We start from the raw sequence: 23,739 nt of genomic DNA, 5'->3' as shown, positions 1-23,739 counted from the left end.
TTTATAGTGACGAAGTCATTAAATAATAGTTGTAAGGGTATGGGTGGTAATACTGCCGATGATTTGAATCGAAGTTGTTTTTGCAAAACATTGAATCGCACGCAGCTCCATAGTTTTTTGCAGGCTGATGAAATAAATCAAGATGTACTAGTCAGCCAGCCACAATTATTCTCGAACACAAGTGTGTTTATCTCGTCTTCTCATGAGAGCAAATGCGTTGCATTGTTGACGCTGTTACCCGCGTTGTTAAGCTTCCTGGGTATTCAAAACACATATTAACTGAGGCCTATGGCCATATAACTTCCGAAGGTATGGCGGCCGAGGGGGTATTTATGGGCTATGACTTTCATATGAGTGACCTTGGCCCGCAAGTCATCGAGGTAAATACTAATGCAGGTGGTGCATTTTTAAATGCCGCGTTGGTGAGCGCTCAAGTAGAATGTTGTTGCGCGGAAGGTATACCATTGTCACTGTTAAAAACCAATCTTGAAACTGAATTCATGACCATGTTTTTACATGAGTGGGAGCTTCAGAATAAAGACAAGCCATTAAAAATTATTGCTATTGTCGATGAAGACCCAGAGCAACAATTTTTATATCCAGAGTTTTTAATGGCCCAACGTTTGTTCGAGAAAAACGGCTTCATTGCCGTTCTTGTAGATCCAGGTGAGCTTGAGTTTTTAAATGGAAAACTTCAATATCGGAATCAGACGATTGATTTGGTTTATAATCGATTAACCGATTTCGCTCTGAAAGCGAAAGAAAGTCGACCGTTGCGTCAGGCTTTCGAAGCAAACGCTGTTGTTGTGACGCCAAATCCGTATCATCATGCTCTCTACGCGAATAAACGCAATTTAATTTTATTAAGCGATAAGAATATGTTAGAGCAATTTGGGGCAAGCGAAGAGGATATTGCCATCTTACAGGCAGGTATTCCAACTACGCGCCTCGTTACAGCTGAGAACGAGCAAGAGTTATGGGCGGGGCGTAAGCAGTTATTTTTTAAGCCCGCTACAGGGTTTGGGAGTCGCGCCGCTTATCGTGGCGACAAATTGACCAAACGAGTATGGAGTGACATATTACAAGGTGAGTATGTCGCGCAACAAATCGTATTGCCGAGCGATCGGGGGATTTTGGTGGACGGACAAGTAACGGCTTTGAAGATGGATATTCGTGCCTATGTTTATGCTGGAGAAATTCAATTATTGGCAGCGCGTCTTTATCAGGGACAAACAACTAATTTTAGAACTCAAGGCGGCGGTTTCGCACCCGTTTTTATTGCTGATCAAACACGTAACTGACATAAACTCCGTAACCGACACTTTTTCTTGAAATATGGGGCAATAGTGATTTATCTTATCATTCCAGAATACGGGGACAGATAAGAATTACCACCTCATTTTTTCACCAATGTTTATTGGTTATTTGTCGCGTTGGGTGCCGGCATTAAAAGCTGAGTGTTTACATATCTTCAAGGCGATTGGCGGAATGAACCATACGCATTATTTCATGCTCTTCTAATGATTTGAGCGATGACAACATCTCCTGAGCCGAAGGAATGTCTGCCCGCGAGGCGAGATAACGGTACAGCTCAATCACCTGCTGGTGCTGATCGGCAATCACGTCCATGATCTGCACGGCATCAAGATTGGAGAAAGGCGCGTCGCACTGCCCGTGTTGAATAATGGGTTGTTTGTTGACATATTCATAACACCAGGTATTTAGTGCGTGTTCATTGCCTGATTCTTTAAAGCCATTGACAACTTTGGCCAGATTTTCTTCGTGATCTGAGAGGTATGCCAAAATAAACTTAGCTCGCTCACTAGTATTCTTTTCGGTACAGTGAGAAAGGCACTGGCTCAGGTGGTGATGAAATTCCTTGGTCCATTGCAATACGTCTCTTAATGTTTCAACTTGCATGATAATATCCATTAGTGTTTTTGATGAGTGTATGGTGGTTAAAATTAAAACGGCTGAACACAGGAAGCGCTCTCTATAGAGTGTTGAGAGCGCGCGGCTTCCCACCCACTAATGTGTATGCTCATTACCTTCGGTTTTTCGATACTTCAAAAATGCCCATTCAGTGGTAATAATCGCAATCATTGTTAGTACAGAAACGATAATGACAAAAGGGTCAGAGTTGATTTTTACCCAAACGAATCCTGCTAATACCAACAAGTTTAAAGCAATGGAAATACCGGGAATCACTGCATTTGCCTTTAAGTCTTCACGTAGGTGGCGTAAAACACCCCATTGAATCGCGATATCCATAATAAGGTAAAAAACGATGCCTAAAGCAGCAATACGAGTAAGATCGAAAAATATTGTAAGAATTAATCCCAGCACAACGGTGTAAACAAGTGTGTGTTTTTGAATGCTGCCGGGCATACCAAAATGGTTATGTGGCACAAGTTTCATTTCCGTTAGCATCGCGAGCATACGTGAAACTGCAAAAATGCTTGCAATAATCCCCCCAGTTGTTGCCATAATCGCGATCAAAACGGTAAACCAAACCCCGATGTCGCCTAGTGCTGGCTTAGCTGCGGCGGCCAAAGAGTAGTTTTGGGTTTTGATGATCTCATCGAGTGACAGGTTGCTGGAAACGGCGAAGCCTACTAGCAGATAAATGACAACACAGGCGCAAATAGAAATAATGATAGCTTTACCGATATTTTTTTTGGGGTCTTTGACCTCTGAGCCGCTATTGGTAATGGTGGTAAAGCCTTTAAATGCAAGTATGCCAAGCGCCGTTGCACCAAGAAAATTACCGACACCTCCCCCAGCATCGGATTGACTTGAAAAATCTACGTTGATGGTGTCTGCAATCCATACGCCGATCAGGCCGAATATCAAGATGCCAGCGATTTTGATAACACCAATGAAAGAGGCGATACCCTGAATTAGCTGGTTGCCTAACAAGTTGACAATGAAGGCAACTATAATAAGACCTGCGCCGAGAAGTGAAACCATGTAGCCGCTTTGGTCCCCCCCGAATAATTGCATGCTATAAGAGCCGAATGTACGCGCTAGAAAGCTTTGTGCAATTACCATTGAGAAGTACATCAAAAGCGCATTAAAAGCTGTCGATAAACTGTGGCCATAGGCCTTGTGAAGGTACATCCCGATGCCGCCGGCAGAGGGGTACGCTGAAGATATCTTAATGTAAGAATAAGCGCTAAAGGACACAACAATCGCTGCGGCCAGAAAGGCTAGTGGGAAAAGTGGGCCCGCCATCTCAGCGATCTGGCCGGTAAGCGCAAAAATCCCTGCGCCGATCATGACGCCCGTGCCCAGCATTACGGTTCCCCATAAAGACAAGCTAGCCTTTTCATAATGACTTGATCGATCGGTTTCTTGTGACATGTTTTATCCTCGTGATTTATCTTGGCATCATGGACTCACGACTGGGAGGCGTATGTTCAGTGTCGTGGAGTATTTATTTGTATTAGTTCCGACTAAATCTGACATATTTCTTGCGTAAATAGGAGTTACTTGTTTTGGTGCAGATGTCGAACCTTAAATCAAAAAAAGCTAAACCCTATTCTCCATACTAACATTTCCGTTCCCAAATACAAAGCCGAAGAATTGGGTTAAGCTTTCAACGCTTGTAAGGTAGAAGTGCTATCTCGCGATGATCCCTGCCACGAATGCTGGACACAGCGTTAAGCGAGTATAATTTATCGTAAACGGGGTGAACCATGAAAAAAGCCGTAGCAGAATCCAACCGAAGAACGTAGTGGCATAGTTAATTCAGTAATACTAGCTTCGGCCGTTATTCGGTTTAAATAAAGAGCTATACTGTGTGGATTCTTACTTCTTTTCCTATTAAGTTCCACGGTTATTGAGTTATTGTGAGTAGTTTTTGTAAAGTGCTTGACCTGAGTGTAAGACATAGGTTTATGGTGTGGGTAGTGTTACAGGTTTCATTAAGCTTCAACTTGCTTCAGCTCTAACGTTGAAACCGGATATATAGCCTAAAGCAAACCTCCCAGACTAAAGGAGCAATGATGAAGGTCGTCGAAATTGCCAGAAAATTAGAAGTCACGGCTGACACCGTTCGTTTTTATACGCGCATCGGAATTTTAAACCCAACCAAAAACTATGAAAATGGTTATCGAGACTACGGCGCCCAGGACGTAAATAGGCTGAGGTTCGTTTTGAGTGCAAGGCAGCTTGGGTTCTCGGTCGAGGATATTCAGCAAATACTGGGTCATGCAGACAATAAAGAGTCGCCGTGTCCGACCGTGCGACGTTTGATTGAACAGCGCTTGCACGAGACAGAACAGCGGTTTCAAGAGGTGAAGTTGTTGCGAAAGCGCATGAGGGAGGCGGTAACCCAGTGGAGTAAGGAGCCTGATAGGGTGCCCGACGGTGACATGATTTGTCATTTGATCGAAGGGTTTTCACAACAAGCGGGAGAGAAATAATTATGAATAACGATATTGTGTCAAACACTACCGAAGTAAAAGCACGGGGATGCTGTTGTGCAAAACCTTCACAAGCGAAGGCTGGCGGCGGTTCATCACCGAGCACTGATAAGGATACTCCAGTTTATAAGTTGTCTGTTAAAGGGGCGCATTGTGGTGGCTGTAAGGCTCGCATTGAACAAGCGCTAAGTTCGGTGGCGGGGGTGACGGGGGCGACAATGGACTTAGAAAGTGGCATTGCCTTGGTGTCTGGGTCAGTTGCCGCGGAGGCTCTTTTAGAAGCTCTTGACGGCGCAAACTATTCAGCCAGTATTATAGATTAATTAGGGAGCAACCTTATGAGTACAGCCGATACGGACTTAGATAAAGCGTGTCATCAGCCCGGCGCTGATAGCATGCCGGCGCAACAAGAAAGCCACCAAAGTGATGACGGTATCCATCAAGAATTACTGATTGACGGCGCTAGCTGTGGCAGCTGCGTTGCCAAAATCGAATCGGCCCTGAAACGTGTCCCTGGCGTGGCCTCGGCCGAAATGAATTTTGCGCAGCGCTCGGTTAGCGTGTTTGGCGGTGCAGATGCCTCCGAGCTGATTAAAGCGATAGAGGATGCCGGTTACAGCGCGAAGGTTAGCACGGCCGAATCGGCTGATGATGCACTTGCTGAAAAAGAAGCCGCCGACCTTACGTATTACCGTCGTTTAATGCGAGAAATGACGATGGCGTTATTGCTTGGCGTGCCACTGATGATTTACAGCATTGTCGGCGGGGAGATGACCGTAACCACCAACACTGAGCGTGTAGTGTGGTTGTTGGTAGGCGTGCTAACCCTTGCGGTAATGGTGTTTTCGGGTAAGCATTTTTATATTGGCGCGTGGCAATCGCTTAAAAATCATTCGGCCAATATGGATACATTAATTGCGCTGGGCACGGGCACCGCTTGGCTTTATTCGATGGTGGTTGTGCTGGTACCTTACCTGCTGCCCGAGATGGCTCGGCATGTTTACTTTGAAGCCACGGCTATGATTATTGGCCTAATTAATTTGGGGCTGGCGCTTGAGTTAAAGGCGCGGGGCCGAACATCCGAAGCGATAAAACGCTTGATTGGCCTGCAGCCTAAAATGGCGCGAGTTATACGCGATGATAAAGAGCTGGATGTCGCCATTGATGAGGTTGTTTTAAATGACGTGGTGCGTGTGCGCCCCGGAGAAAAAATCCCCGTTGACGGTGAGGTAGTCGAGGGCCACTCCGCGATTGATGAGTCGATGCTGACGGGGGAGCCCATGCCGGTAGAAAAATCTGAAGGCGATGAGGTGGTAGCTGGCACTATCAATAAATCTGGATCGGTTTTATTTAAAGCGACTCGTGTTGGTAAAGATACCGCATTAGCGCAGATTATTAATATGGTTAAGCGTGCACAAAACTCAAAGCCGCCAATCGGGCGCTTGGCTGATGTGATCTCGGCGTATTTTGTGCCGGTGGTTATGATTACCGCCGTGGTGAGTGCGCTGGTGTGGTTAAACTTTGGGCCAGAACCTACCGTGGCTTTTGCCATTGTGTCTGCCACAACGGTGTTAATTATTGCATGCCCCTGTGCATTAGGGCTGGCAACCCCTATGTCGGTAATGGTTGGTATTGGTAAGGCTGCCGAGGCGGGGGTATTGATACGCAATGGCGAAGCCTTGCAAACCGCATCTAAAATAACGGCAATGGTGTTGGACAAAACCGGAACCATTACGTTAGGTGCGCCCAAAGTGACGGATATATTGGTGGCGGACGGGCAAGATGAAAATACAGTTTTACAGCTGGCGGCGACCTTAGAGGCCGGCTCAGAACACCCATTGGCAATGGCCATAGTAGAAAGCGCCAAAGAGCGCGGGCTAGATGCCGGTAAAGCATCTAACTTTAACGCTATTACCGGCCACGGCGTACAGGCGGATGTGCAGGGGAAGACTCTGCTGTTTGGTAATGAAAAGCTTATGCAAAAGCATGGCGTTGAGTTGGGCGGCTTTGTGGCAAAAGCGCAAGCACTGGCGGCTGAAGCAAAAACGCCCATGTATTTTGCCGTGGATAATCAATTGGCGACCATTATCGCTGTTGCCGACCCAATAAAAGATGACTCCATTGCCGCGATTAAACGCCTGCAAAGTAACGGTATTCGCGTGATAATGCTCACCGGTGACAACCGAGACACCGCTAAAGCGGTAGCCGATAAAGTTGGTGTTAAAGAGTTTTTTGCCGAAGTACAACCAGACGATAAATCGAAAAAAGTACAAGCGCTACAAATGGAAGGCGAAGTGGTTGGTATGACCGGCGATGGTATTAACGATGCCCCTGCACTTGCTATTGCAGACGTAGGGTTTGCTATTGGCACCGGAACTGACGTGGCGATCGAGAGCGCCGATATCACTTTGATGCGTGGCTCTCTGCACGGTTTGGCCGATGCTATCGCTATTAGTAAAGCAACCTTGAGTAACATCAAACAAAATTTATTTGGTGCTTTTATTTACAATGCCGCTGGGGTGCCGTTAGCCGCGGGGGTTTTATATCCATTTTTTGGCGTGTTGCTAAGCCCGGTAATTGCCGGTGCTGCTATGGCGTTCTCATCACTCACAGTGGTGACTAACGCTAACCGTTTAAGGTTGTTTAAAGCTAAAGAACACTAATAGGAATTCTCAGATGTTATTTGTCAATCTCGCAGGCGTGGCCTTAATCGTTTTAATAGTGTGGTGGTTTTGGTTGTATAAGCCACAAGAGAAAGTAGTAAGCGAAAACGATACCGTGGTAACGGTTGAAAGCGGAACTTATACACCATCGCGGCTTCAGGTGGCGGCGGGGCGCCCAATAACGTTGGCATTCTTGCGGAGAGATCCATCGCCATGTTCTGAGGTGCTGCTAATTCCTGGTCTGGAAATAAGCGAAACGCTGCCTTTGAATAAACGTAAATCTATAAAACTGCCCGCATTACCTGCGGGCGAGTACGAGTTTCATTGCCAGATGCAAATGTATCAAGGAAAAATTACCGTAAGCTAATGGCTGCAAATGACTAGGCTAGGTATGTTGGCTGCCTCGCTTAATACGTGGCTCCGTTTTTAAGTTTAATGCCTTTGCGAGGTAGGCTTGCAATGAAAACGTATAGTAAAGCCGTCACGCCAGGGTTTCTGACCCAGTATTCTTTACCTTTGGTCGGGCTTAATGAGGGACAAGTTGAAGCGATTGAGCGTGATGTTGGTGGGCTGATTGGGGTGGACTGGGTTTCGGTTTGTACTCAAAAATCAACCTTGATAGTTCGGTATGATGCTTCTCTCATTAGCATTGATGAAGTGATTTTTACTCTGAGTGATTATGGTCTTTCACTGGGCGATAGTTGGTGGGGACGGTTAAAGCTCAGTTGGCAACGGCAGATAGATAGCAACATTGCCGATTCCGCTAAGCATGAGGCGCACTGTTGTAATCAGGTTCCCCGGAGGTGATGGTCACAATTTATATTAAAAAGGCTCTTCGTAGATTCCTGTGGAAACCTAGTGTAAATCAGGTTTTACCTCGAAACCTACATGGTCATATAATGTTCATGAGAAAGAATATGCGAAAGCGTTTTTTATTGTAGTGTTTTAGATTTTAAGCCTTGTTGACCAAGTAATGAGCGCGTCTAGTTTTGCTACGAAGTGCCGCTTTTAGGCCCCCTGCGACTGAGCCGAACGGAGACCTATTTTAGGGGGTAAGTGAGGAGGGCAAGGCGAATGCCGCGAAGCGGCAGAGAGGGCGGCCTGGGCTGCGTTTACGCAAGTATCGTCAGGCCAGGGACGGCATGTCGATACGGCCCGCTAAAATAGGCTGGAGTGAGGGCACCCGTATAGCTGCATGGACGCAGTGTAGTAGAGCAGTGCAGGAGCAACTGCCGAGGGCCAGACGCCGGTGTATGGATTCAGGTTGACGCATAGGGGGGGGTGGCCTTTGATGTAAATGGATTTACGAATGGCGCAGTTACAGGAGCACAGGAGCGGCCTTTGATTACTTTGCTTTGGCCACTTGAGACCAGCCACACAAAGAAAAGTCACTAGCCACGCTCGGCGAGGCGAGCTTATAGGAAATCCGCGCTAGCGGTAGCTTTACGCAGTCTTTATTTAGTGTGACCACTGGTTGTATGACTGCTTGGTCGAGGGTCTACTTAGGAATTCACTTCCCATTGGACATGGTAGGGCTTTTTATTATGGTTTTGAGTTCATCTTTTACAGTTATGTGGCTACCCAAAAAAAAGATAAGCGACGGAGGTTGAGCCATGTTTCAGCATAGAATAGAGAATATGGATTCAAATTCGGCGTGGTCTGTGTTTATTATTTTTTTGCGATTGGGGTTAACCTCCTTTGGAGGGCCCATCGCCCATTTAGGCTACTTTCGCGATGAATTTGTGACACACCGTCAGTGGTTGAGCGAGCGCAGTTATGCGGATTTAGTCGCTCTCTGCCAGTTCCTGCCCGGTCCGGCAAGCAGCCAAGTTGGAATCGCGATAGGACTGTCGCGATCTGGCTACACGGGAGCAATGGCCGCCTGGGCCGGCTTCACATTACCGTCAGCGATTGCGCTAGTCCTGTTTGCAATGGGCATCAATAGTTACGGTGATGTGATACCCCCCGGCGTGCTTCATGGGTTGAAAATAGTGGCCGTAGCGGTAGTCGCACAAGCGGTATGGGGTATGGCTCGCAACCTCTGTCCAGACACGCCGCGCATCACAATCATGGCTGCGGCAACATGTTTTGTACTTTTAGTGCCGTCGGTTTTGGGGCAGGTGGGTGTCATCGGCATGGCAGCAGTCATTGGTCTGTTGTTTTTCAAATCTCAACAGGTGGATGAGCATGACCCTTTGCCAATCGCTATTGGGCGTCGAGTAGGAGTGTTTTGGCTGACACTGTTCTTTATGCTGCTGATTGGTTTGCCCATGTTGACAGCTATATTCCCGAATCAGACGCTGTCGATGGTTGACGCCTTCTATCGTGCTGGATCGCTGGTCTTTGGTGGTGGGCATGTCGTACTGCCGTTATTGCAAACTGAGGTAGTTCCATCCGGCTGGGTCGCCAACGACGCATTTCTAGCAGGATATGGTGCTGCACAGGCAGTGCCTGGCCCTCTATTTACCTTTTCGGCGTTTCTTGGAGCTTCTATGAATGAGGCACCATCCGGCTGGTTAGGTGGCTTGATCTGCCTCTTAGCGATCTTCACACCGTCATTCCTACTGATTATGGGAGCTTTGCCATTCTGGGAGCGTCTACGAGGCAATAGTCGAATGCGAGCGGCATTGTATGGCGTCAATGCCGCTGTGGTTGGCCTTCTACTAGCAGCCCTTTATAAACCTGTATGGACGAGCGCGGTTTATACGCCTCAAGACTTTGGCTTGGCCCTGATCGCGCTGGTTGCATTAATGTTCTGGAAATTGCCTCCATGGCTAGTAGTGGTAGGGAGCGGTGTTGCAGGCGGATTTTTGGGTGCGCTGGCCTGAGGCTGGTAAAATGACTGACAAAGATCTTTACGGTGGACTGATTCGTTTACATATTCTGCATCACGCAGCCGAAGAGCTCATCTTTGGCCTTGGGATCATTGTAGAGCTGCGCCACTATGGCTACGAGACCACTACAGGTGCTTAATCACGCCTGTATTTTTCGGGAAAAATTGACATGAAAAATGGAATGGATTCTGCATATTTATGTCGGGTGCCAAAGAGCCTTAATTAACCTCTAAAAAATGTAAGGATTACACGATGAGTTACAAAAAGTTTGCAGCAATGATAATAACCTCTACCATTATGATGTTCATTATGATGTACCTAAACACCTATGCCGTATCGCATGTTTGGTTTAGTGAGACACGAACCTATATGGCCCTGTACATGGGTGCCGGCATGGCCGTTATTATGCTCGCCTTTATGTTAGGGATGTATAAAAGCCGGGCGCTTAATGCCGGTATATTTGCCGCGTCCGTTATTGTTTTTAGTGTTTGTGTGTACTTAGTCAGGTCGCAAGATACGGTTGCCGATGAATCTTGGATGAAAGCTATGATCCCTCACCACTCGATTGCGATTCTTACCAGCGAGCGCGCTAATATCGACGATCCAAGAGTCCGCGAGCTGGCCGATGGAATTATTAAAGCGCAGCGCAAAGAAATAAAAGAAATGGAATGGTTGATTGACGATATTGCGCAAAACGGAATCGCCAAATCAAAGCAAGAGGCCATGGCGCGCAACGTTCCAACATTTAAAGGTCAGTTAAATAAAGGGGAGTAACATGAGTAAAACCGCTGTTTTATACCGTATGGAAACCGCTGAGCATATATGCCCTTTTGGACTGAGATCTAAGGACTTACTCAAACGCGAAGGCTATAAGGTGGATGATCGTAAATTAACCACTAGAGAGCAGGCAGATGAATTTAAAAAGCAGCATGACGTTGCTACAACACCTCAAGCGTTCATCGATAATCAACGCATAGGAGGATACGACGAACTTTTAGAGCACTTTGATAAAGGCCCCGCGGGTCAAAGCGGGACTACGTATGCACCGGTCGTTGCTATTTTTAGTATGGCGGCATTAATGGCTGTTGCTTTTCAGTGGGCGATTGCTTTGCCGTTGTTGTCGATTCGTACGCTTTTGCTTTTTATCGCAGTATCTATGGTGATGCTGGCCGTTCAAAAGCTACAGGATTTATACAGTTTTACGAATTCGTTTATTACTTACGACCTATTGGCCCAAAGAAATATTCGCTATGGTTACCTTTACCCGTTTCTTGAAGCGTATGCAGGGGTGGGTATGATTGCGTCGCTAGGGGTTTTGTGGGTGGCCCCAGTGTCACTCTTTATCGGGGTCGTTGGAGCCGTATCAGTATTTAAAGCCGTTTATATCGACAAGCGAGAGCTAAAGTGCGCTTGTGTGGGCGGCGATAGCAATGTCCCTCTCGGGTTTTTGTCTTTAACCGAGAATCTGTTTATGATTACAGGTGGTGTAATCATGTTTGCTTTATAAGCGTTTAATCACCGCAGGGGGTTGTCTTACCGGACGCCCCCATTTTTTGGGGCTCGTATACCAAAAAGAAAAAGTATGGATAGAGCCCGATAATAGCTAGGTGTTAGTGACCATTGCTTTCAGATGCGTCGTCTCGCGCTGTTAGTATCTGATACTGCGCTTGGTCGAGCTTTGGCAGTTGATTGATAAACGCGACCATATTCCAGATACGCTTATCGTCATGTCCCGGTGCCCAAGCTGGCATTCCAGATGCTTTAATTCCGTGCTTAATAATCCAAAACTGACGTTGCAGCGAGTATTGATCACTGCTTTTATGATCACCGCTTTTATGATCGCTGTGACCGTGTTCTTTGTCAGGCAACGATAAGTTGGGCGGGAAAGGGTAAAGCCCTAGCGTAAAATCACTTTGGGTTTTTCCGGGTTTGAGGTGGCAGCCACTGCACATGTCATTGTAATCTGCGCCACCTGCCAGTAAACGCTCGGATGCGTCTAAATCGTTGGGTACTTTTATGTCGCCGGCAATGCGGGCGATTGACTGCTCCCTAAGCGTTTCTAGGGCCCAATAGGTGACGGCGTTGTGAGGTACGTCTGCACCCATTGGGTATAACCCTGAATAAAGAAACCCAGCTGCGCCCAAAAGCACAACCCCAAAAGTCAGCAGTAGGCATTTGGTACAATTTAAAATTTTGAGCACGCTAAGAATCCCCTTATTAAGTTTTGGTTAATGCCGAAAGCAGTGTCATCGGGTGTTAATGTTTGTGCTCTGCTGACTCTTCATGCATGTCTTTTTGTTGATGAGCATGTTCTTTTTTATCGTCTTCTTGTGATTCTTTTTTCTCATGCATTGCGGGCATACATTTTTCCATCATGGCCTTCATTACGGGATCATCATGATCCATTTTACTGTGGTCCATGTTCTTCATGGCTGCGCAATCAGGTTTTTCTGCATCTTTCATATGTTCTTTAGGGTCGTGAGCTTGTGCTGACAAACTGCTTACGAGCGCGATAACTGCAATTGCCTGTGGTATTAATTTGATTTTCATAATGTAGCCTCATTGGTGTGTTTTTAATGCTAGTGTTAGTGCTAATAGTATTGGTGATGTGTGTAAATTTTTTTAAAACCAGAATCTCAAGCCTGCAACAAGCTGAGTATCGCTGACAGCTTGGCCGGCAGCTCGACGATAATCGGCAGTGTTGCCGTAACTATCGGTCCACTCAACCCCGACGTAAGGTGCAAACTGGCGATTAAACTCATAACGTAGGCGCAACCCAATGGCGAGATCCGATAAGCCTTTTCCTACACCGTTTTCTGAGTCGTCTTTTCCGTACAGGTTCAACTCGGCCCGTGGCTGTAATATTAATCGCTGGCTTAACATTAGCTCGTACTCCGCCTCAAAAGTCAGCGCGGTGCGTCCGTTATCGCCGATATAAGCGGTTGTATCCAGCTCAAACCAGTAGGGCGCCAGCCCCTGAATGCCCAAGGCTAGCCATTGGCGATTTTCGCCCTCGTGGTATTGATCGAGGCGAATACCCAGTTGCGTGTCAAAGTACGCATTGAGTGCATGCCCCCAAAGCAAGTCAGTTGCACTTTCCTCCAAAGCGCCGTCAGCAATATCCCCCTCGGCTTTAACAACAAAGCGGTTATAGGTGGTGCCATACCAAGCTTGTAGGTCGTAAACCGTGCTGTTGGCGCTTTCATTGTATTCAAGGCGATCACCTAAAACTGACCAAAATGCGTGTTCATCAGCGAGCTTGAGTTGACGAGGCCCGGGCTGCGCATAAGGGCCTTCGGTAAGGGTATAACCGTCGGAATAAGCGTTAGGGTCACGGGCGCCATCTGGGGCGCTACCGCCTTGCATTTGCATGTCACCGTGGTCCATTTGAGCGGTGGCCGTATTTGCACATAGCACGGTAGCGGTGATGAGTAAGCCTAAAATCGATTTGTTCATGAAACCACCACTTCGCGGAACATGCCTGCATCCATATGGAAAAGCAGGTGGCAGTGCCATGCCCACCGTCCAAAATCATGCGGGGTTGTTAAAAAGCTGATACGTTGTGCCGGCTGTACGGGTATTGTATGGCGTCGTACCAGTAGCTGGCCGTCATCGGTTTCTAGGTCGCTCCACATGCCGTGCAGGTGCATGGGGTGAGTCATCATCGTGTCGTTTTGTAAAATAACTCTGACGCGCTCGCCGTGGTGCAACGATACCGGCGTACTTTTGCCAAACTCCAAACCATCAAAGGACCAATTGTAGCGCTCCATGTTGCCGGTCAGGTGTAGCTCAAGCTCTCTTACTGGGGTGCGATCATCGTTTAATACGCCATCGGCAGACTTAAGATCGGCAAGTGTTAGTACGCGGCGGCCGTTGTTGCGTAAACCTATGCCGGGGTCGCCAAGGTTGGTGCGCGGCATATCGACTCGCATATCGACAGACGCGCCATATTCGCTGCTTGCATGATTCACTGATTGCGACGGGGTGGCCAACGCATTTTGCGGTGAGTGATTCATTTTGTGCATGCTGTGGTCCATCGCCATAGCGCCGTGCATTGAAGCGCTATCGCCTTTGGTCTGCTTCATGGTGTGCGGGCTTTCGGCACCTTTGTTCATGCTGTCATGGTTCATGCCTTCTTGACTCATCCCTTGAGGCGCCATTGCGCCCATCATGTCAGCCATTGTTAGCCACTCGACGGGGGCGAGCTCTGGTACCGGCGCCGTTAATCCTTTTTGTGTCGCCAAAGTGCCTCGGGCATAACCACTTCGATCCATACTTTGAGCGAAAATGGTATAAGCATCATCTTCGGGCTGAACCATTACGTCGTAGGTTTCGCCTGGGCCAAAGCGAAATTCATCTACCGTCACAGGTTTTACATCCTGACCGTCAGATTGAATAACTGTAAGTTTTAAGCCAGGAATACGCACGTCGTAAAAACTGTTACTTGCCGCGTTTATAAATCGTAGCCGGATGCGTTCTCCGCGCTGAAAAAGCCCGGTCCAGTTACCCGCGGGGGTTGTGCCGTTCATTAAAAAGGTGAGTGTGGCGGCTGACAAATCGGCTAAATCGGTAGGGCTCATGCGCATTTGGTTCCACATCTCACGTTTTTCTAGCGCGCCTTTAAACCCCATGTTTGAAACATCGCGAGTAAAATCGAAAAAAGTGGGCTGGCTAAAGTTGTAGACGTCACTTTGTACCTTTAATTTACTAAAAACGCTCATGGGCGCTTCATCTGTCCAATCAGATAGCTGGATAACATGCTCTTTGTCGGCCGTGTGCCTATCGCCGCTTTTGGGCTCGATGATTAACGCGCCGTACATACCGGTCATTTCTTGAAAGCCGCTATGAGAGTGGTACCAGTAAGTACCGCTTTGTTGCAGCTTAAATTTGTAAACAAAAGTTTGCCCGGGCTCAATTCCCTTATAGCTAATGCCGGGTACCCCGTCCATCTGAAAGGGCAGAATGATACCGTGCCAGTGAATAGAGGTTGATACGGGTAATTTGTTAGTGACACGGATCGTGACTTCATCCCCCTCCTGAAAACGTAATGTAGGGGCGGGTAACGAGCCGTTAATTGTTGTCGCAGTGCGTGTTACACCTGTAAAGTTGACGGGCGATTCGGCAATGACCAAATCGATGTCTGTGCCGCTGAGTACGGGCGCGTTTCCTAGTGCCGTTATGCTATTTTCGGCGGCTTGTAGCCATGCGGGAGACGTTGCCAGCACCCCGCCGGCGGCTAGGCCTTGTACAAAACGGCGGCGACTGAGTTGCGAAGGTTGTGTTTGACGAGCAAACCATTGCGTCACGGGTGTCTCTCCAGAGTAAAAAGTGATTACGTTCTATTACGGATGTAAGCCTTAAGCTTAGCTGACCATGCCTTGCACTAATATGACCTAAAGATTACAAAGCTGTAATCTTTAGGTCATCTTGCCGTGAATGTGCAACCATTAGGCTATGCAGAGTTTAACTGAGAGGGGCGACGCAGCTATGCGTTTACTGGTGGTAGAAGACGAAGTTAAAACAGGTGATTATTTACACCAAGGGCTTACTGAAGCCGGGTTTATGGTGGTGCTGGCTCGCAATGGCCTAGATGGTCATCATATTGCAATGACCGAATCCTTCGAGTTGATAATTTTGGACGTCATGCTGCCAGATATTGATGGCTGGCGAATCTTGCAAGCGTTACGCGAGGCAGGCAAGCATATGCCTGTGCTGTTTCTTACGGCCCGAGACAGTGTGGCAGATAGGGTGAAAGGCTTGGAGCTGGGTGCGGATGACTACTTGGTAAAGCCTTTTGCTTTTGTCGAGTTATTGGCCCGCGTGCGTACCTTGCTGCGCCGTGGTACTGCTCCGGCGCTCTCGGATCAAATTAAAATAGCCGACCTTACGCTCGATTTGCCTCGTCGTCGCGCGACTCGAGATGGACGTAAAATCAACCTTAGTCATAAAGAGTTCTGCTTACTTGAGTTTATGGCGCGTCGGCAGAGTGAAGTCTTGCCCCGCTCGCTTATTGCGTCTCAGGTTTGGGATATGAATTTTGATTCTGACACTAATGTGATCGATGTGGCGATCCGTCGATTACGAGCAAAAGTAGACGATGATTTTCCTAATAAGCTTATTCATACGGTTCGCGGAATGGGCTATAAGCTGGAGGTAGATGACGTTAATGAAGCGGATTAAACTCAGTAAACGTCGTCCGCTTTCGCTAACCGGCCGGGTAATGATTTTTGTCGCTATTGCTATCGGCATAAGCTTGCTGATAATCGGTCAGTTGGTGCAAAACGCTGTTAAACATCACTTTGCCGAGCAAGATGCCGCTGAGCTGGTAGTAATGACAAATTCAGTGAGGCAGTCTTTAATCGCCAATGACGGTGGCACACCTCTATCTGAAGGTCTTTCTCGTGCCGTGTCGGGGCATCACGGTGTATATTTTCAGGTGTGGGACAGTCAAGGGGGCCTTTTATTCGGGCCGAATAACCTAGATACAGCGGAGCCGAGTAATTCATTTAAACCAGTTTCCAGCATACAAGCCAACAATTTATACACCTGGGTTATCGGCAACACGACGTATCGTGGTGCAGTGACAAATATTCGCCTTAAAGGAAGTTCTTATCGAATTGTTGCGGCCATTGATATGAATTTTCATATACAGTTTCTTGAAAATTTTAGGCACAGTTTATGGCTTATTATGGCTCTGGCAGGGGGGATAACGTTGTTGGCTGCATGGTATGGTATTCATCAGGGGCATGCTCCTTTGCGTGGTTTAAGCGGCACCATGAGCGATGTGCAGGCTGATCGCTTACACGTACGAGTAGACCCAAGTACAGTGCCGAGCGAGCTGCAAAAGCTGGTTGTTTCTTTTAACGGGATGATTGAACGTTTAGAGGATAGCTTTAGTCGGTTGTCTCATTTCTCTGCTGACATTGCTCATGAACTGCGCACACCCTTAACTAACCTTATTACGCAAACCCAAGTAGCGCTTAGCAAACCTAGGTCACTAGATGTATATCTTGAGCTACTTTACTCGAATTTAGAAGAGCAAGAGCGCCTAGCTAAAATGGTTAATGACATGCTGTGGTTAGCCCATAGCGACCACGGGCTATTAAGGCTCGTCAAGGAGGAGGTTGATTTAAAGCAAGAGGTGCTAGATTTATACGATTTTTTTGGAGCCTTATCAGAGGAAAAACACGTACGTTTAGTGTTGGCTGGAACAGCGCCAAGCATACAGGGTGACAGAGCCATGTTAAGGCGAGCTCTGTCTAACTTGTTATCCAACGCAATACGACACACCCCCGCAGGCGAGAAAATTCTGGTAGAGCTAAGCGCCCTAAAAAATGGTGGTGCTTTGCTTAATATAAAAAATTCTGGGCCCGAGATACCAGCCGAGCATTTGTCAAAAATATTTGATAGGTTTCATCGTGTGGACCCCTCTCGGGCACGACATAGCGACGGGGCAGGTTTAGGGTTGGCTATCGTTAAATCAATTATTGAATCCCATGGCGGAGAGGTCGATGTGTCATCAGACAGTGGCGTGACCTGCTTTAAGCTCGCGCTTTTCAACCATACCTAGGCGAGCTTAGGCTGCCACAAAGGCCTCGCTGAAGAGTAAGGCCGTTTTAATTGAGTTATCAGGTTTTTATCTGTGCCATTATTTTCTGGTGCGGCATGGCCTACTAGGCTGTGTTTAGGTTGATCGCGCTGGGTTAAACCTCGATTATTTCTATACTGCTTGGTGAGGGGCTGCTTGGCTAGGGGCTTTTTAGTAGGGGCTTTGCGCCAAGAATAGCGTTATGTAGCCTTACTTGCTCAGTTTTTCGTTTTTCCATCAATGCCGATGCGGACCCCAATCCCAACCCCAATCACAGCCGGGTTAGATTTTCCCCGTCTCGTCACTGCCGCGCAAACACCGCTAGCGGGTGGGTGGTGGTAACCGTCAAGCGCACGCGCTCGCCGGGCTCGACACGGTTTTCGTGGCTTAGGCGCACTTTGACGTGCGTGCCGTCGTCAAGGGTGACCGCATAAAGTCTGGTGCCGCCCTCGTAGCGCACCCAATTCACTGTGCCGTTGGCGTCGTTGTCGGCGCGTATTAGCGACAGGTCATCGGGGCGCACCAGTAAGTCGACAGCACCGTTGGCGCCATCAACCGGTGTGCCTGGTGCTACGCCCAGCGCGGTGGCCACTCGGCCGTGTTCCAGCTGGCCGGGTAAATAACTAGCCTCGCCGAGAAAACCGGCCACAAAACGGCTGGTCGGTTCGCAAAAGCAGGTTTCGGGGGTATCGAGTTGCTCCAATTGGCCGCCGCGCAACACGCCCACTCTGTCGCCTACCGATAACGCCTCTTCTTGATCGTGGGTGACCCAAATGGCAGGCACTCCGGCTGTTTTTAGTGCGTTGCGAATTTCCCAGCGCAGGTTGTCTTTAAGCGCCGCATCCAAGTTGGACAGCGGCTCGTCGAGCAAAATAAGGGCAGGTTTGTGGGCCAGGGTGCGCGCCAGCGCGACCCGTTGTTTTTGCCCGCCAGAGAGCGTGGCGGGTTTGGCGTGGCGCAGTTGTTCCAGCCCCAAAAGCGCTAACCAATGATCGGCTGGCGCTTTGTCGGTCAACCGAAACGCGACGTTTTGTTCTACGGATAAATGCGGGAAGAGTGCAAAATCTTGAAACACCATTCCCACATTGCGTTTTTCCGGTGGTACTGCAAGTTTGGGTGTCGCGCGCCAGTGGCCAAGCTGGACTTCACCCTCGTTAATGGGCAGCAGCCCGGCCAGCGCTTGCAATATGGTGCTTTTACCGCAGCCTGTGGGGCCAACTAGCATTAATATTTCGTCGTCGCCCAGCGCCAGATTAAGGTCGTTGACCACGCGGGTAGAGCCGTAGCTTACAGATAAGTGTTTTACTTTTAACATTAACGGTGTTGATCCTCTGAAGCGTCAAATTCACCCCGGCGCTCGCCCGAGAGCATCAGTGCCAGCCCCAAGCCAGACATTAAGACCAATAGCAGGCCGGGGATAGCGGCACGACCAAAATATCCCGCCTCGTACACTCGCCACAAGTAGGTGGCGAGTGTTTCAAAACCGGTGGGCCCGAGCAATAAGGTGGCGGGCAGCTCGCGCATGGCCTCTAAAAATACCAGCGCCGCGCCGGCAACCATACCGCGCAAGGTCAGGGGCATGGTAATGCGCATAAACGCCTCGCGGGGGCTGGCTCCCAACAATCTTGCCGCTTGCACTAAACTGGTATCAAGCCCCTGAGCGGTGCTGCGTACCGAGCTTACCGCCAGCGGTAAAAACCGCAAGACATAGGCCATGACTAATAGCCCCAGCGTCTGATACAAAAACGGCAATTGCAGGCCAATGTAAACCAGTGCAGTGCCCATGACGATGCCCGGCACGCCAAAACCGAGGTAGGTGACCCGCTCCATCAGTCGCCCGGCCCGACCTTTGACGGCGGCGTGAGCCACCGGCAGCGCGAGCACCACCGCCACCACCGCGGCCAGCAACGAGGCGTAGATAGAGTTCCAGGCGTAGCGAAGCTCAAAGCCGCCCGCGCCCTCGCGCACCAACCACACGGTAAAAATAACCAGCGGCAGGACAATCGCCAGAATAGTAATCGGTGCAATGGCCGCCAGCATGGCGCCCGCCTGCCAGCGTGAGGGCCAAAGCGTCAGGCGCCGGCCGGGGCGTTCGCGGGTGCCACTAACGCGCGACTCTAAAAACAGCACCAACCCGACGATGGCCAGCAACTGCAGCGACAACATAGCCGCCTGGCTTAGGCCAAAGGCGTTGTACTCGACGTAAATAACGCGCGTGAAGGTGTCGAGCCGCATAATAGCGGGCGTGCCAAAATCCGATAGGGTGTAAAGCGCCGCCAGCAAGCCACCGGCGGCAATACCCGTGACTACCCGTGGTAGCACCACTCGCCAGAGGCTCATGGTTAATGACATGCCCAGCGTACGCGCGGCATTGACCAAGCTGGTATCTAGGCTCAGCAGCGAGGCGCGGGTGGTTAGCAGCACAAACGGGTAGGTGTAAAGAATCATCACCAACGTTGCCCCGGTCAGGCCGTTGACCGAGGGAGTAGGGATGCCCAGCAGAGTTTCGATCTCCCCGCCCGGGCCAAAAGCGGCGTAGAGGGTAAAAGCGCCGATATAACTGGGCATGGCCAGCGGTGCGGCCAGCACAATCAGCCACAGGCGGGCGAAGGGAAGTTGCACATAGGCGGTAAACAGGGCGAGGGGCACGCCGATCAGCGTGGCCCCCAGCACGGTCATCACCATCAGTAGCAGGGTATTGCTCAGCACAGTTAGGTTGTGGCTGTCGAATAGCTCGGGCGCGCCTGAGGCCAATGCAATCAATACCCCGACGGGCACCAGCGCCAACAGCGCGATAATCAGCGCGAACGGTTCAGAGCGAGCCCAGCGCCTCATAGCACGCCGACATCGCGCATCAAATTCAGCGTGGGGCGTAAATCGGCCAGGCGGGTCAAGTCCATATCTGGCGGTGAGATGGTGCTAAGCGCCGGTAAGCCGGCAGGCAGTGCTACGCCATTCACCAACGGTATTTCATAGGCTTCGCTCGCCAAGTAAGATTGTACTTCGCGGGTCAGCAAATAACGGATAAAGTTGATGGGCAGCTCGCCGTCACTGAGCGCCAATATGCCCGAGGCGTTGACCAAACAACCGGCGTCGTCCTTACTAAAAGCCAACTCCACACGTGCATCGGGCTTGCCAGATTTAAGCCGCAAAGTGTAATAATGGTTGGCAAAGCCCATGTCCACCTCGCCGCGCTCGACCGCCATCACCACGCCCAGCTCGCCCGCGTAACTTTTGGCGCGTTTTTTCATGCCGCGCAGCCAATTACGGGTGGCTTTGTCGCCCTCTAGCAGCCGCATGGCGGTCACAAAAGATTGAAACGACGCGTAGGCCGGTGCCCAGCCAATGGCCAAATCCGTGTCGGGCAGCGCCATAATATCGCTGGGGATTTGCTTGGCCGACACTCGATCGGGGTTGTAGGGCAGGGTGCGAATGCGCCCTGTGACCGGTGACCAATTGGGGTATTGAAAGCCGTCCTTGAGTTGGCCGGTTAGATCTTTAGGCAGTGGCCGGGCCAGCCCCTCGTCGGTAACCAGCCCTACGGCGCCGGAATCGACCGCCCAAAACAAGTCCGAGCGGCGCACGCCGGCTTGCGCTTCGGCCACAATGGTATTGGCCAGCGCGGCGGTGGGACCGCGGCGCACACTGAGGTTGAGCTTGGGGTTGCGATCGCGAATAGCCTGTAAGACGTTTTCATACAGGCCGCCCTCGCCGCGCCCCAAATAGAGCGTCAAATCGCCCTCCAGCGCTGGCAAGTCCTCCACGGACAGGGCGCCGGAGGCCGCCAGGCTGCGGGCGGCGCCCAGTGGCAAGCCGGCGAGTGCGCCGGCCGCCGCCAAAGCCTGTATAAAACGTCTGCGCTGCACTTAAAAAACGTCCTTCTGCTCTTTTTCGGCTTTTTCCAGCAGGGTTTTGGCGCGGTTGAGTCTGCCCTTCATGGTCTCGACGGTTTGGCGTACCTCGTCCACACTTTTGCTGTTCTCAATAGCTTTGGGCAGCGTCACATTGAAGTCTTTTTCCAGTGCCTCCACCAAGTCGGCGTCCTGTTCGATCAACATCCCCTCGACACCTTCAAACAGGTGCAGGTAAGTGTCGTGAACGATCTTGGTGGCTTGCTCTGAGAGCTGCTCTGCGTACTTGGCGACCACCCGGTCGAGCTGGTGCTTCACTTCATCCAGCGTGCCGGTGGGTGTTGTCGGCGCTGATGTGGTGGTTTTTACGGTGTCCACCAGGCCCTGCTGCTGATATTGGGCCGCCAGTTTAACCGCCCCGAGAGCCTGCCACAATGCTTGCTCAAGCATCGCCTGTTGCTCGCGCACATCACCGATTGGCTGCTCGTCCTCAACACTTTGTTTGACCCCGTAAAGCCCCTGCCAGATTTTGGCGTACAGCGGCACGAAGTTGGTCTCGATGGCCGCGTGAAAATCCACCGCCTCCCAGTGATCGACGACGGCACCGGCCTTGGCGGCCTCGGTGCCCTGGGCTTCGTAGGTATCGACAATGCCGTCGACTTTGCCGATCAACCAATGAACGTCTTTTGTGTAGTCGCCCAGGTGATCTTGAAGGTGATTGACGTGCTCGCCGACCGCGCCATTGGCGGCGGCCTGCCCGCAAAACAGCAACGCCGCCAGCGCGAACGCAGCCGCTGAGAATACAGTACGACAGTTACCAGAGAAATATTTCATAGAGGTTTCCGTTGTGTGACGATGTGTGGGAATGATACTTATTATTAAGTGCGGGGTAAAGTGAAGAAGCTCAAGTCTTCCTACCCGCTTTGTTGCAATTATGAGCTCAGGAGTCAGCCAGCTTCATTTTTAGGCTGCGTGCCTGCGAATCAATTCACTCTGTGATTCTCCTGTGTTTCAGTGCAGGCTGGGATTCATGTGCACTAAGGTTTGATCGACGGGGAGGGCCCGTTTGTTGATCGCTTGATTCGTTTGGCGCAGTAAAGGTTCGAGCGAAAGCGGGCCCCAGAAGGGGCCCGCTAAACATGTCAGGGAGAGGGTGGCAATTTAAAAGCTATACTCGACGCCCAAGGAGGCAGTCTGCAGCTTATTGGGACGAGCGCCGTGTGGATAGCGTGCAACAATTTGTTGTTGGTCAAAGACGTTTTCAAGCTTCAGATGCGCCGTCATAAATGAAGGGGTCATAATAGGGGGCCTTTTTTTATTGTGTCACCAAGAACCTGCATGATTTTGCATTCGCTTAAATCTCAGCGCTGGCTATCGCGGCAACACTCAATGCCGTAAAGGCGCAGTTATTTTTTATTGAGCTCTTTATCCATAAAAACTTAATCTAGCGAATCTCGGCAGGGTTCTTCTTCTAGTTCAATTTCTACGGTAGTGTGCGAAAGTTCGTATGGTTCAAGAGCCGTGGCAACCGCCGCTTTGGTGGCACTATATTGGTGCATTGGGAATGAGTTTTGCACTACTAAATGCAGCGTTAACACATGGTGCTCCCCATCTAGCGACCACAGGTGTTGGTGGTGAATGTCGTGGATATGTTCAACCCCAAGGAGCGTTTGTCGAATCTCATGGTGCAGCTTTATGTTTGGCACTGCTTGGAAAAATATTTTCCCGGTGGCCCAAAGGTTGCGGATCACGTTCACAAGAATGAACAACGTAAAGCCGATAGACAACAATGGATCGAGGATGGGCCATTTCACGAATTGCAAAATGATTGAGACTATTAGTACCGCGAGCCAACCTAGTACATCTTCCAGTAAGTGCCAATTGAGCACTTTCTCGTTCAGTGATTTTCCTTTGCTGAGGCGATAAGCCGCAAACCCATTGACCGCAACACCAAACACAGCTAATACCAGCATTCCTTCGGTGACTGGCATAACGGGGTCAACTAATCGTGGAATAGCTTCGCTAAGCACCCACAGTGAACCACCCACCAGTACCAAGCCGTTTATCAGCGCACCAAACAATGAGAGCCTGCGGTAGCCGTAAGTGAACTCACGGTCAGCGGCTTTGCGGCCAAGGCGGTTTAAAAGCCAGGCACTACCCAAAGACAAGCTGTCGCCTAAGTCATGCACGGCATCGGCTAAGATAGCCGTGCTATTAGTCAGCAAGCCACCAATAAGCTCTACGATGGTGAACCCTAGGTTGAGAAAAAATACCAGCCCGATACGCCTAGAGCTGGCATCGTCTGAGGGGGAGTGATTATGGCCGGTCATTAGTTTTACCTCACTTTAAGGGGGCAACGCTTAAAAGCTTGTGAAA

Annotated in this window: 23 protein-coding genes and 1 pseudogene; 12 read left to right on the top strand and 12 right to left on the bottom strand. The window is 49.8% G+C overall.

All coding sequences use genetic code 11. The features are described from left to right. Window positions 1-212: 212 nt before the first annotated feature. Window positions 213-1,301 (top strand): hypothetical protein, encoded by a 1,089-nt coding sequence (locus AACY82_RS08400; protein WP_339616340.1) that lies wholly within the window; start codon window positions 213-215, stop codon window positions 1,299-1,301. Between the two features lie 160 nt (window positions 1,302-1,461). Here the strand turns inward: AACY82_RS08400 and AACY82_RS08395 are convergent, their stop codons facing one another. Both AACY82_RS08395 and AACY82_RS08390 read right to left on the bottom strand, forming a co-directional pair. Beyond that, window positions 1,462-1,920: an ATPase gene (locus AACY82_RS08395; RefSeq protein ID WP_339616339.1), complete on the bottom strand. Its 459-nt coding sequence runs from the start codon at window positions 1,918-1,920 to the stop codon at window positions 1,462-1,464. 108 nt (window positions 1,921-2,028) lie between these two features. Then, on the bottom strand, window positions 2,029-3,363 hold the full coding sequence (locus AACY82_RS08390) for an APC family permease (protein ID WP_339616338.1): 1,335 nt from the start codon (window positions 3,361-3,363) through the stop codon (window positions 2,029-2,031). 644 nt (window positions 3,364-4,007) lie between these two features. On the opposite strand from AACY82_RS08390, the gene AACY82_RS08385 reads away from it, so the two are divergent. The 9 genes and pseudogenes from AACY82_RS08385 (at window position 4,008) to AACY82_RS08345 (ending at window position 11,431) form a co-directional block, all read left to right on the top strand. Then, the gene (locus AACY82_RS08385) at window positions 4,008-4,427 is read left to right on the top strand and encodes a MerR family transcriptional regulator (RefSeq protein WP_339616337.1); all 420 of its coding nucleotides are present in this window, start codon (window positions 4,008-4,010) and stop codon (window positions 4,425-4,427) included. Between the two features lie 2 nt (window positions 4,428-4,429). Further along, window positions 4,430-4,750 (top strand): heavy metal-associated domain-containing protein, encoded by a 321-nt coding sequence (locus tag AACY82_RS08380; RefSeq protein WP_339616336.1) that lies wholly within the window; start codon window positions 4,430-4,432, stop codon window positions 4,748-4,750. 72 nt (window positions 4,751-4,822) lie between these two features. Further along, window positions 4,823-7,090 (top strand): heavy metal translocating P-type ATPase, encoded by a 2,268-nt coding sequence (locus AACY82_RS08375; RefSeq protein ID WP_339616354.1) that lies wholly within the window; start codon window positions 4,823-4,825, stop codon window positions 7,088-7,090. A 13-nt stretch (window positions 7,091-7,103) separates the two neighbouring features. Then, window positions 7,104-7,457 carry a cupredoxin domain-containing protein gene (locus tag AACY82_RS08370; RefSeq protein WP_339616335.1) on the top strand — a complete coding sequence of 118 codons (354 nt, stop codon included), beginning with the start codon at window positions 7,104-7,106 and terminating at the stop codon, window positions 7,455-7,457. 92 nt (window positions 7,458-7,549) lie between these two features. Continuing rightward, window positions 7,550-7,897 carry a hypothetical protein gene (locus AACY82_RS08365; protein WP_339616334.1) on the top strand — a complete coding sequence of 116 codons (348 nt, stop codon included), beginning with the start codon at window positions 7,550-7,552 and terminating at the stop codon, window positions 7,895-7,897. Between the two features lie 806 nt (window positions 7,898-8,703). Beyond that, a complete protein-coding gene (chrA, locus tag AACY82_RS08360) occupies window positions 8,704-9,918 on the top strand; it encodes a chromate efflux transporter (RefSeq protein WP_339616333.1) in 1,215 nt (404 codons plus the stop codon). Window positions 9,919-9,928: 10 nt separating this feature from the next. Then, window positions 9,929-10,057, top strand: a pseudogene (locus tag AACY82_RS08355) (PadR family transcriptional regulator); the annotation flags it as partial. Window positions 10,058-10,200: 143 nt separating this feature from the next. After that, the gene (locus AACY82_RS08350; protein ID WP_339616332.1) at window positions 10,201-10,698 is read left to right on the top strand and encodes a DUF305 domain-containing protein; all 498 of its coding nucleotides are present in this window, start codon (window positions 10,201-10,203) and stop codon (window positions 10,696-10,698) included. Between the two features lies 1 nt (window position 10,699). Continuing rightward, a complete protein-coding gene (locus AACY82_RS08345) occupies window positions 10,700-11,431 on the top strand; it encodes a MauE/DoxX family redox-associated membrane protein (protein ID WP_339616331.1) in 732 nt (243 codons plus the stop codon). A gap of 103 nt (window positions 11,432-11,534) precedes the next feature. Here AACY82_RS08345 and AACY82_RS08340 read toward each other — a convergent pair whose 3' ends face one another. The 4 genes from AACY82_RS08340 to AACY82_RS08325 form a co-directional block, all read right to left on the bottom strand. Then, window positions 11,535-12,029 carry a cytochrome c gene (locus tag AACY82_RS08340; protein WP_339616330.1) on the bottom strand — a complete coding sequence of 165 codons (495 nt, stop codon included), beginning with the start codon at window positions 12,027-12,029 and terminating at the stop codon, window positions 11,535-11,537. A gap of 151 nt (window positions 12,030-12,180) precedes the next feature. Then, on the bottom strand, window positions 12,181-12,474 hold the full coding sequence (locus AACY82_RS08335) for a hypothetical protein (protein ID WP_339616329.1): 294 nt from the start codon (window positions 12,472-12,474) through the stop codon (window positions 12,181-12,183). Window positions 12,475-12,546: 72 nt separating this feature from the next. Beyond that, window positions 12,547-13,380 carry a copper resistance protein B gene (locus tag AACY82_RS08330; RefSeq protein ID WP_339616328.1) on the bottom strand — a complete coding sequence of 278 codons (834 nt, stop codon included), beginning with the start codon at window positions 13,378-13,380 and terminating at the stop codon, window positions 12,547-12,549. Then, entirely contained in the window at window positions 13,377-15,230 is a 1,854-nt protein-coding gene (locus tag AACY82_RS08325; RefSeq protein WP_339616327.1) for a copper resistance system multicopper oxidase, read from the bottom strand. The genes AACY82_RS08330 and AACY82_RS08325 overlap by 4 nt, the downstream gene beginning before the upstream one ends. A gap of 181 nt (window positions 15,231-15,411) precedes the next feature. On the opposite strand from AACY82_RS08325, the gene AACY82_RS08320 reads away from it, so the two are divergent. Further along, window positions 15,412-16,104, top strand: a complete 693-nt coding sequence (locus tag AACY82_RS08320; protein ID WP_339616326.1) for a heavy metal response regulator transcription factor — start codon at window positions 15,412-15,414, stop codon at window positions 16,102-16,104. Beyond that, window positions 16,091-17,494: a heavy metal sensor histidine kinase gene (locus AACY82_RS08315; RefSeq protein ID WP_339616353.1), complete on the top strand. Its 1,404-nt coding sequence runs from the start codon at window positions 16,091-16,093 to the stop codon at window positions 17,492-17,494. The genes AACY82_RS08320 and AACY82_RS08315 overlap by 14 nt, the downstream gene beginning before the upstream one ends. 319 nt (window positions 17,495-17,813) lie before the next feature. On the opposite strand, the gene AACY82_RS08310 is transcribed toward AACY82_RS08315, so the two are convergent. The 6 genes from AACY82_RS08310 to AACY82_RS08285 all read right to left on the bottom strand — a co-directional run bounded on the left by AACY82_RS08310 (window position 17,814) and on the right by AACY82_RS08285 (window position 23,693). Next, window positions 17,814-18,827, bottom strand: coding sequence for an ABC transporter ATP-binding protein (locus AACY82_RS08310; protein WP_339616325.1), 1,014 nt, complete (start codon window positions 18,825-18,827; stop codon window positions 17,814-17,816). Further along, window positions 18,827-20,347 (bottom strand): iron ABC transporter permease, encoded by a 1,521-nt coding sequence (locus tag AACY82_RS08305; protein ID WP_339616324.1) that lies wholly within the window; start codon window positions 20,345-20,347, stop codon window positions 18,827-18,829. Before AACY82_RS08305 ends, AACY82_RS08310 begins: the two co-directional genes overlap by 1 nt. Next, window positions 20,344-21,378, bottom strand: coding sequence for an ABC transporter substrate-binding protein (locus AACY82_RS08300; RefSeq protein ID WP_339616323.1), 1,035 nt, complete (start codon window positions 21,376-21,378; stop codon window positions 20,344-20,346). Before AACY82_RS08300 ends, AACY82_RS08305 begins: the two co-directional genes overlap by 4 nt. Further along, complete coding sequence (locus tag AACY82_RS08295; protein ID WP_339616322.1) at window positions 21,379-22,197, bottom strand: hypothetical protein; 819 nt, start codon at window positions 22,195-22,197, stop codon at window positions 21,379-21,381. Between the two features lie 327 nt (window positions 22,198-22,524). Further along, a complete protein-coding gene (locus AACY82_RS08290; protein WP_339616321.1) occupies window positions 22,525-22,662 on the bottom strand; it encodes a hypothetical protein in 138 nt (45 codons plus the stop codon). A 140-nt stretch (window positions 22,663-22,802) separates the two neighbouring features. Further along, complete coding sequence (locus AACY82_RS08285) at window positions 22,803-23,693, bottom strand: cation diffusion facilitator family transporter (protein WP_339616320.1); 891 nt, start codon at window positions 23,691-23,693, stop codon at window positions 22,803-22,805. Window positions 23,694-23,739 lie beyond the last annotated feature (46 nt).

This window comes from uncultured Gilvimarinus sp., assembly GCF_963972205.1.
Classification (GTDB): Bacteria; Pseudomonadota; Gammaproteobacteria; order Pseudomonadales; family Cellvibrionaceae; genus Gilvimarinus; species Gilvimarinus japonicus.
Note: the sequence above shows the minus strand (reverse complement) of the source record. Positions and strands in the feature narration are given on the sequence as shown.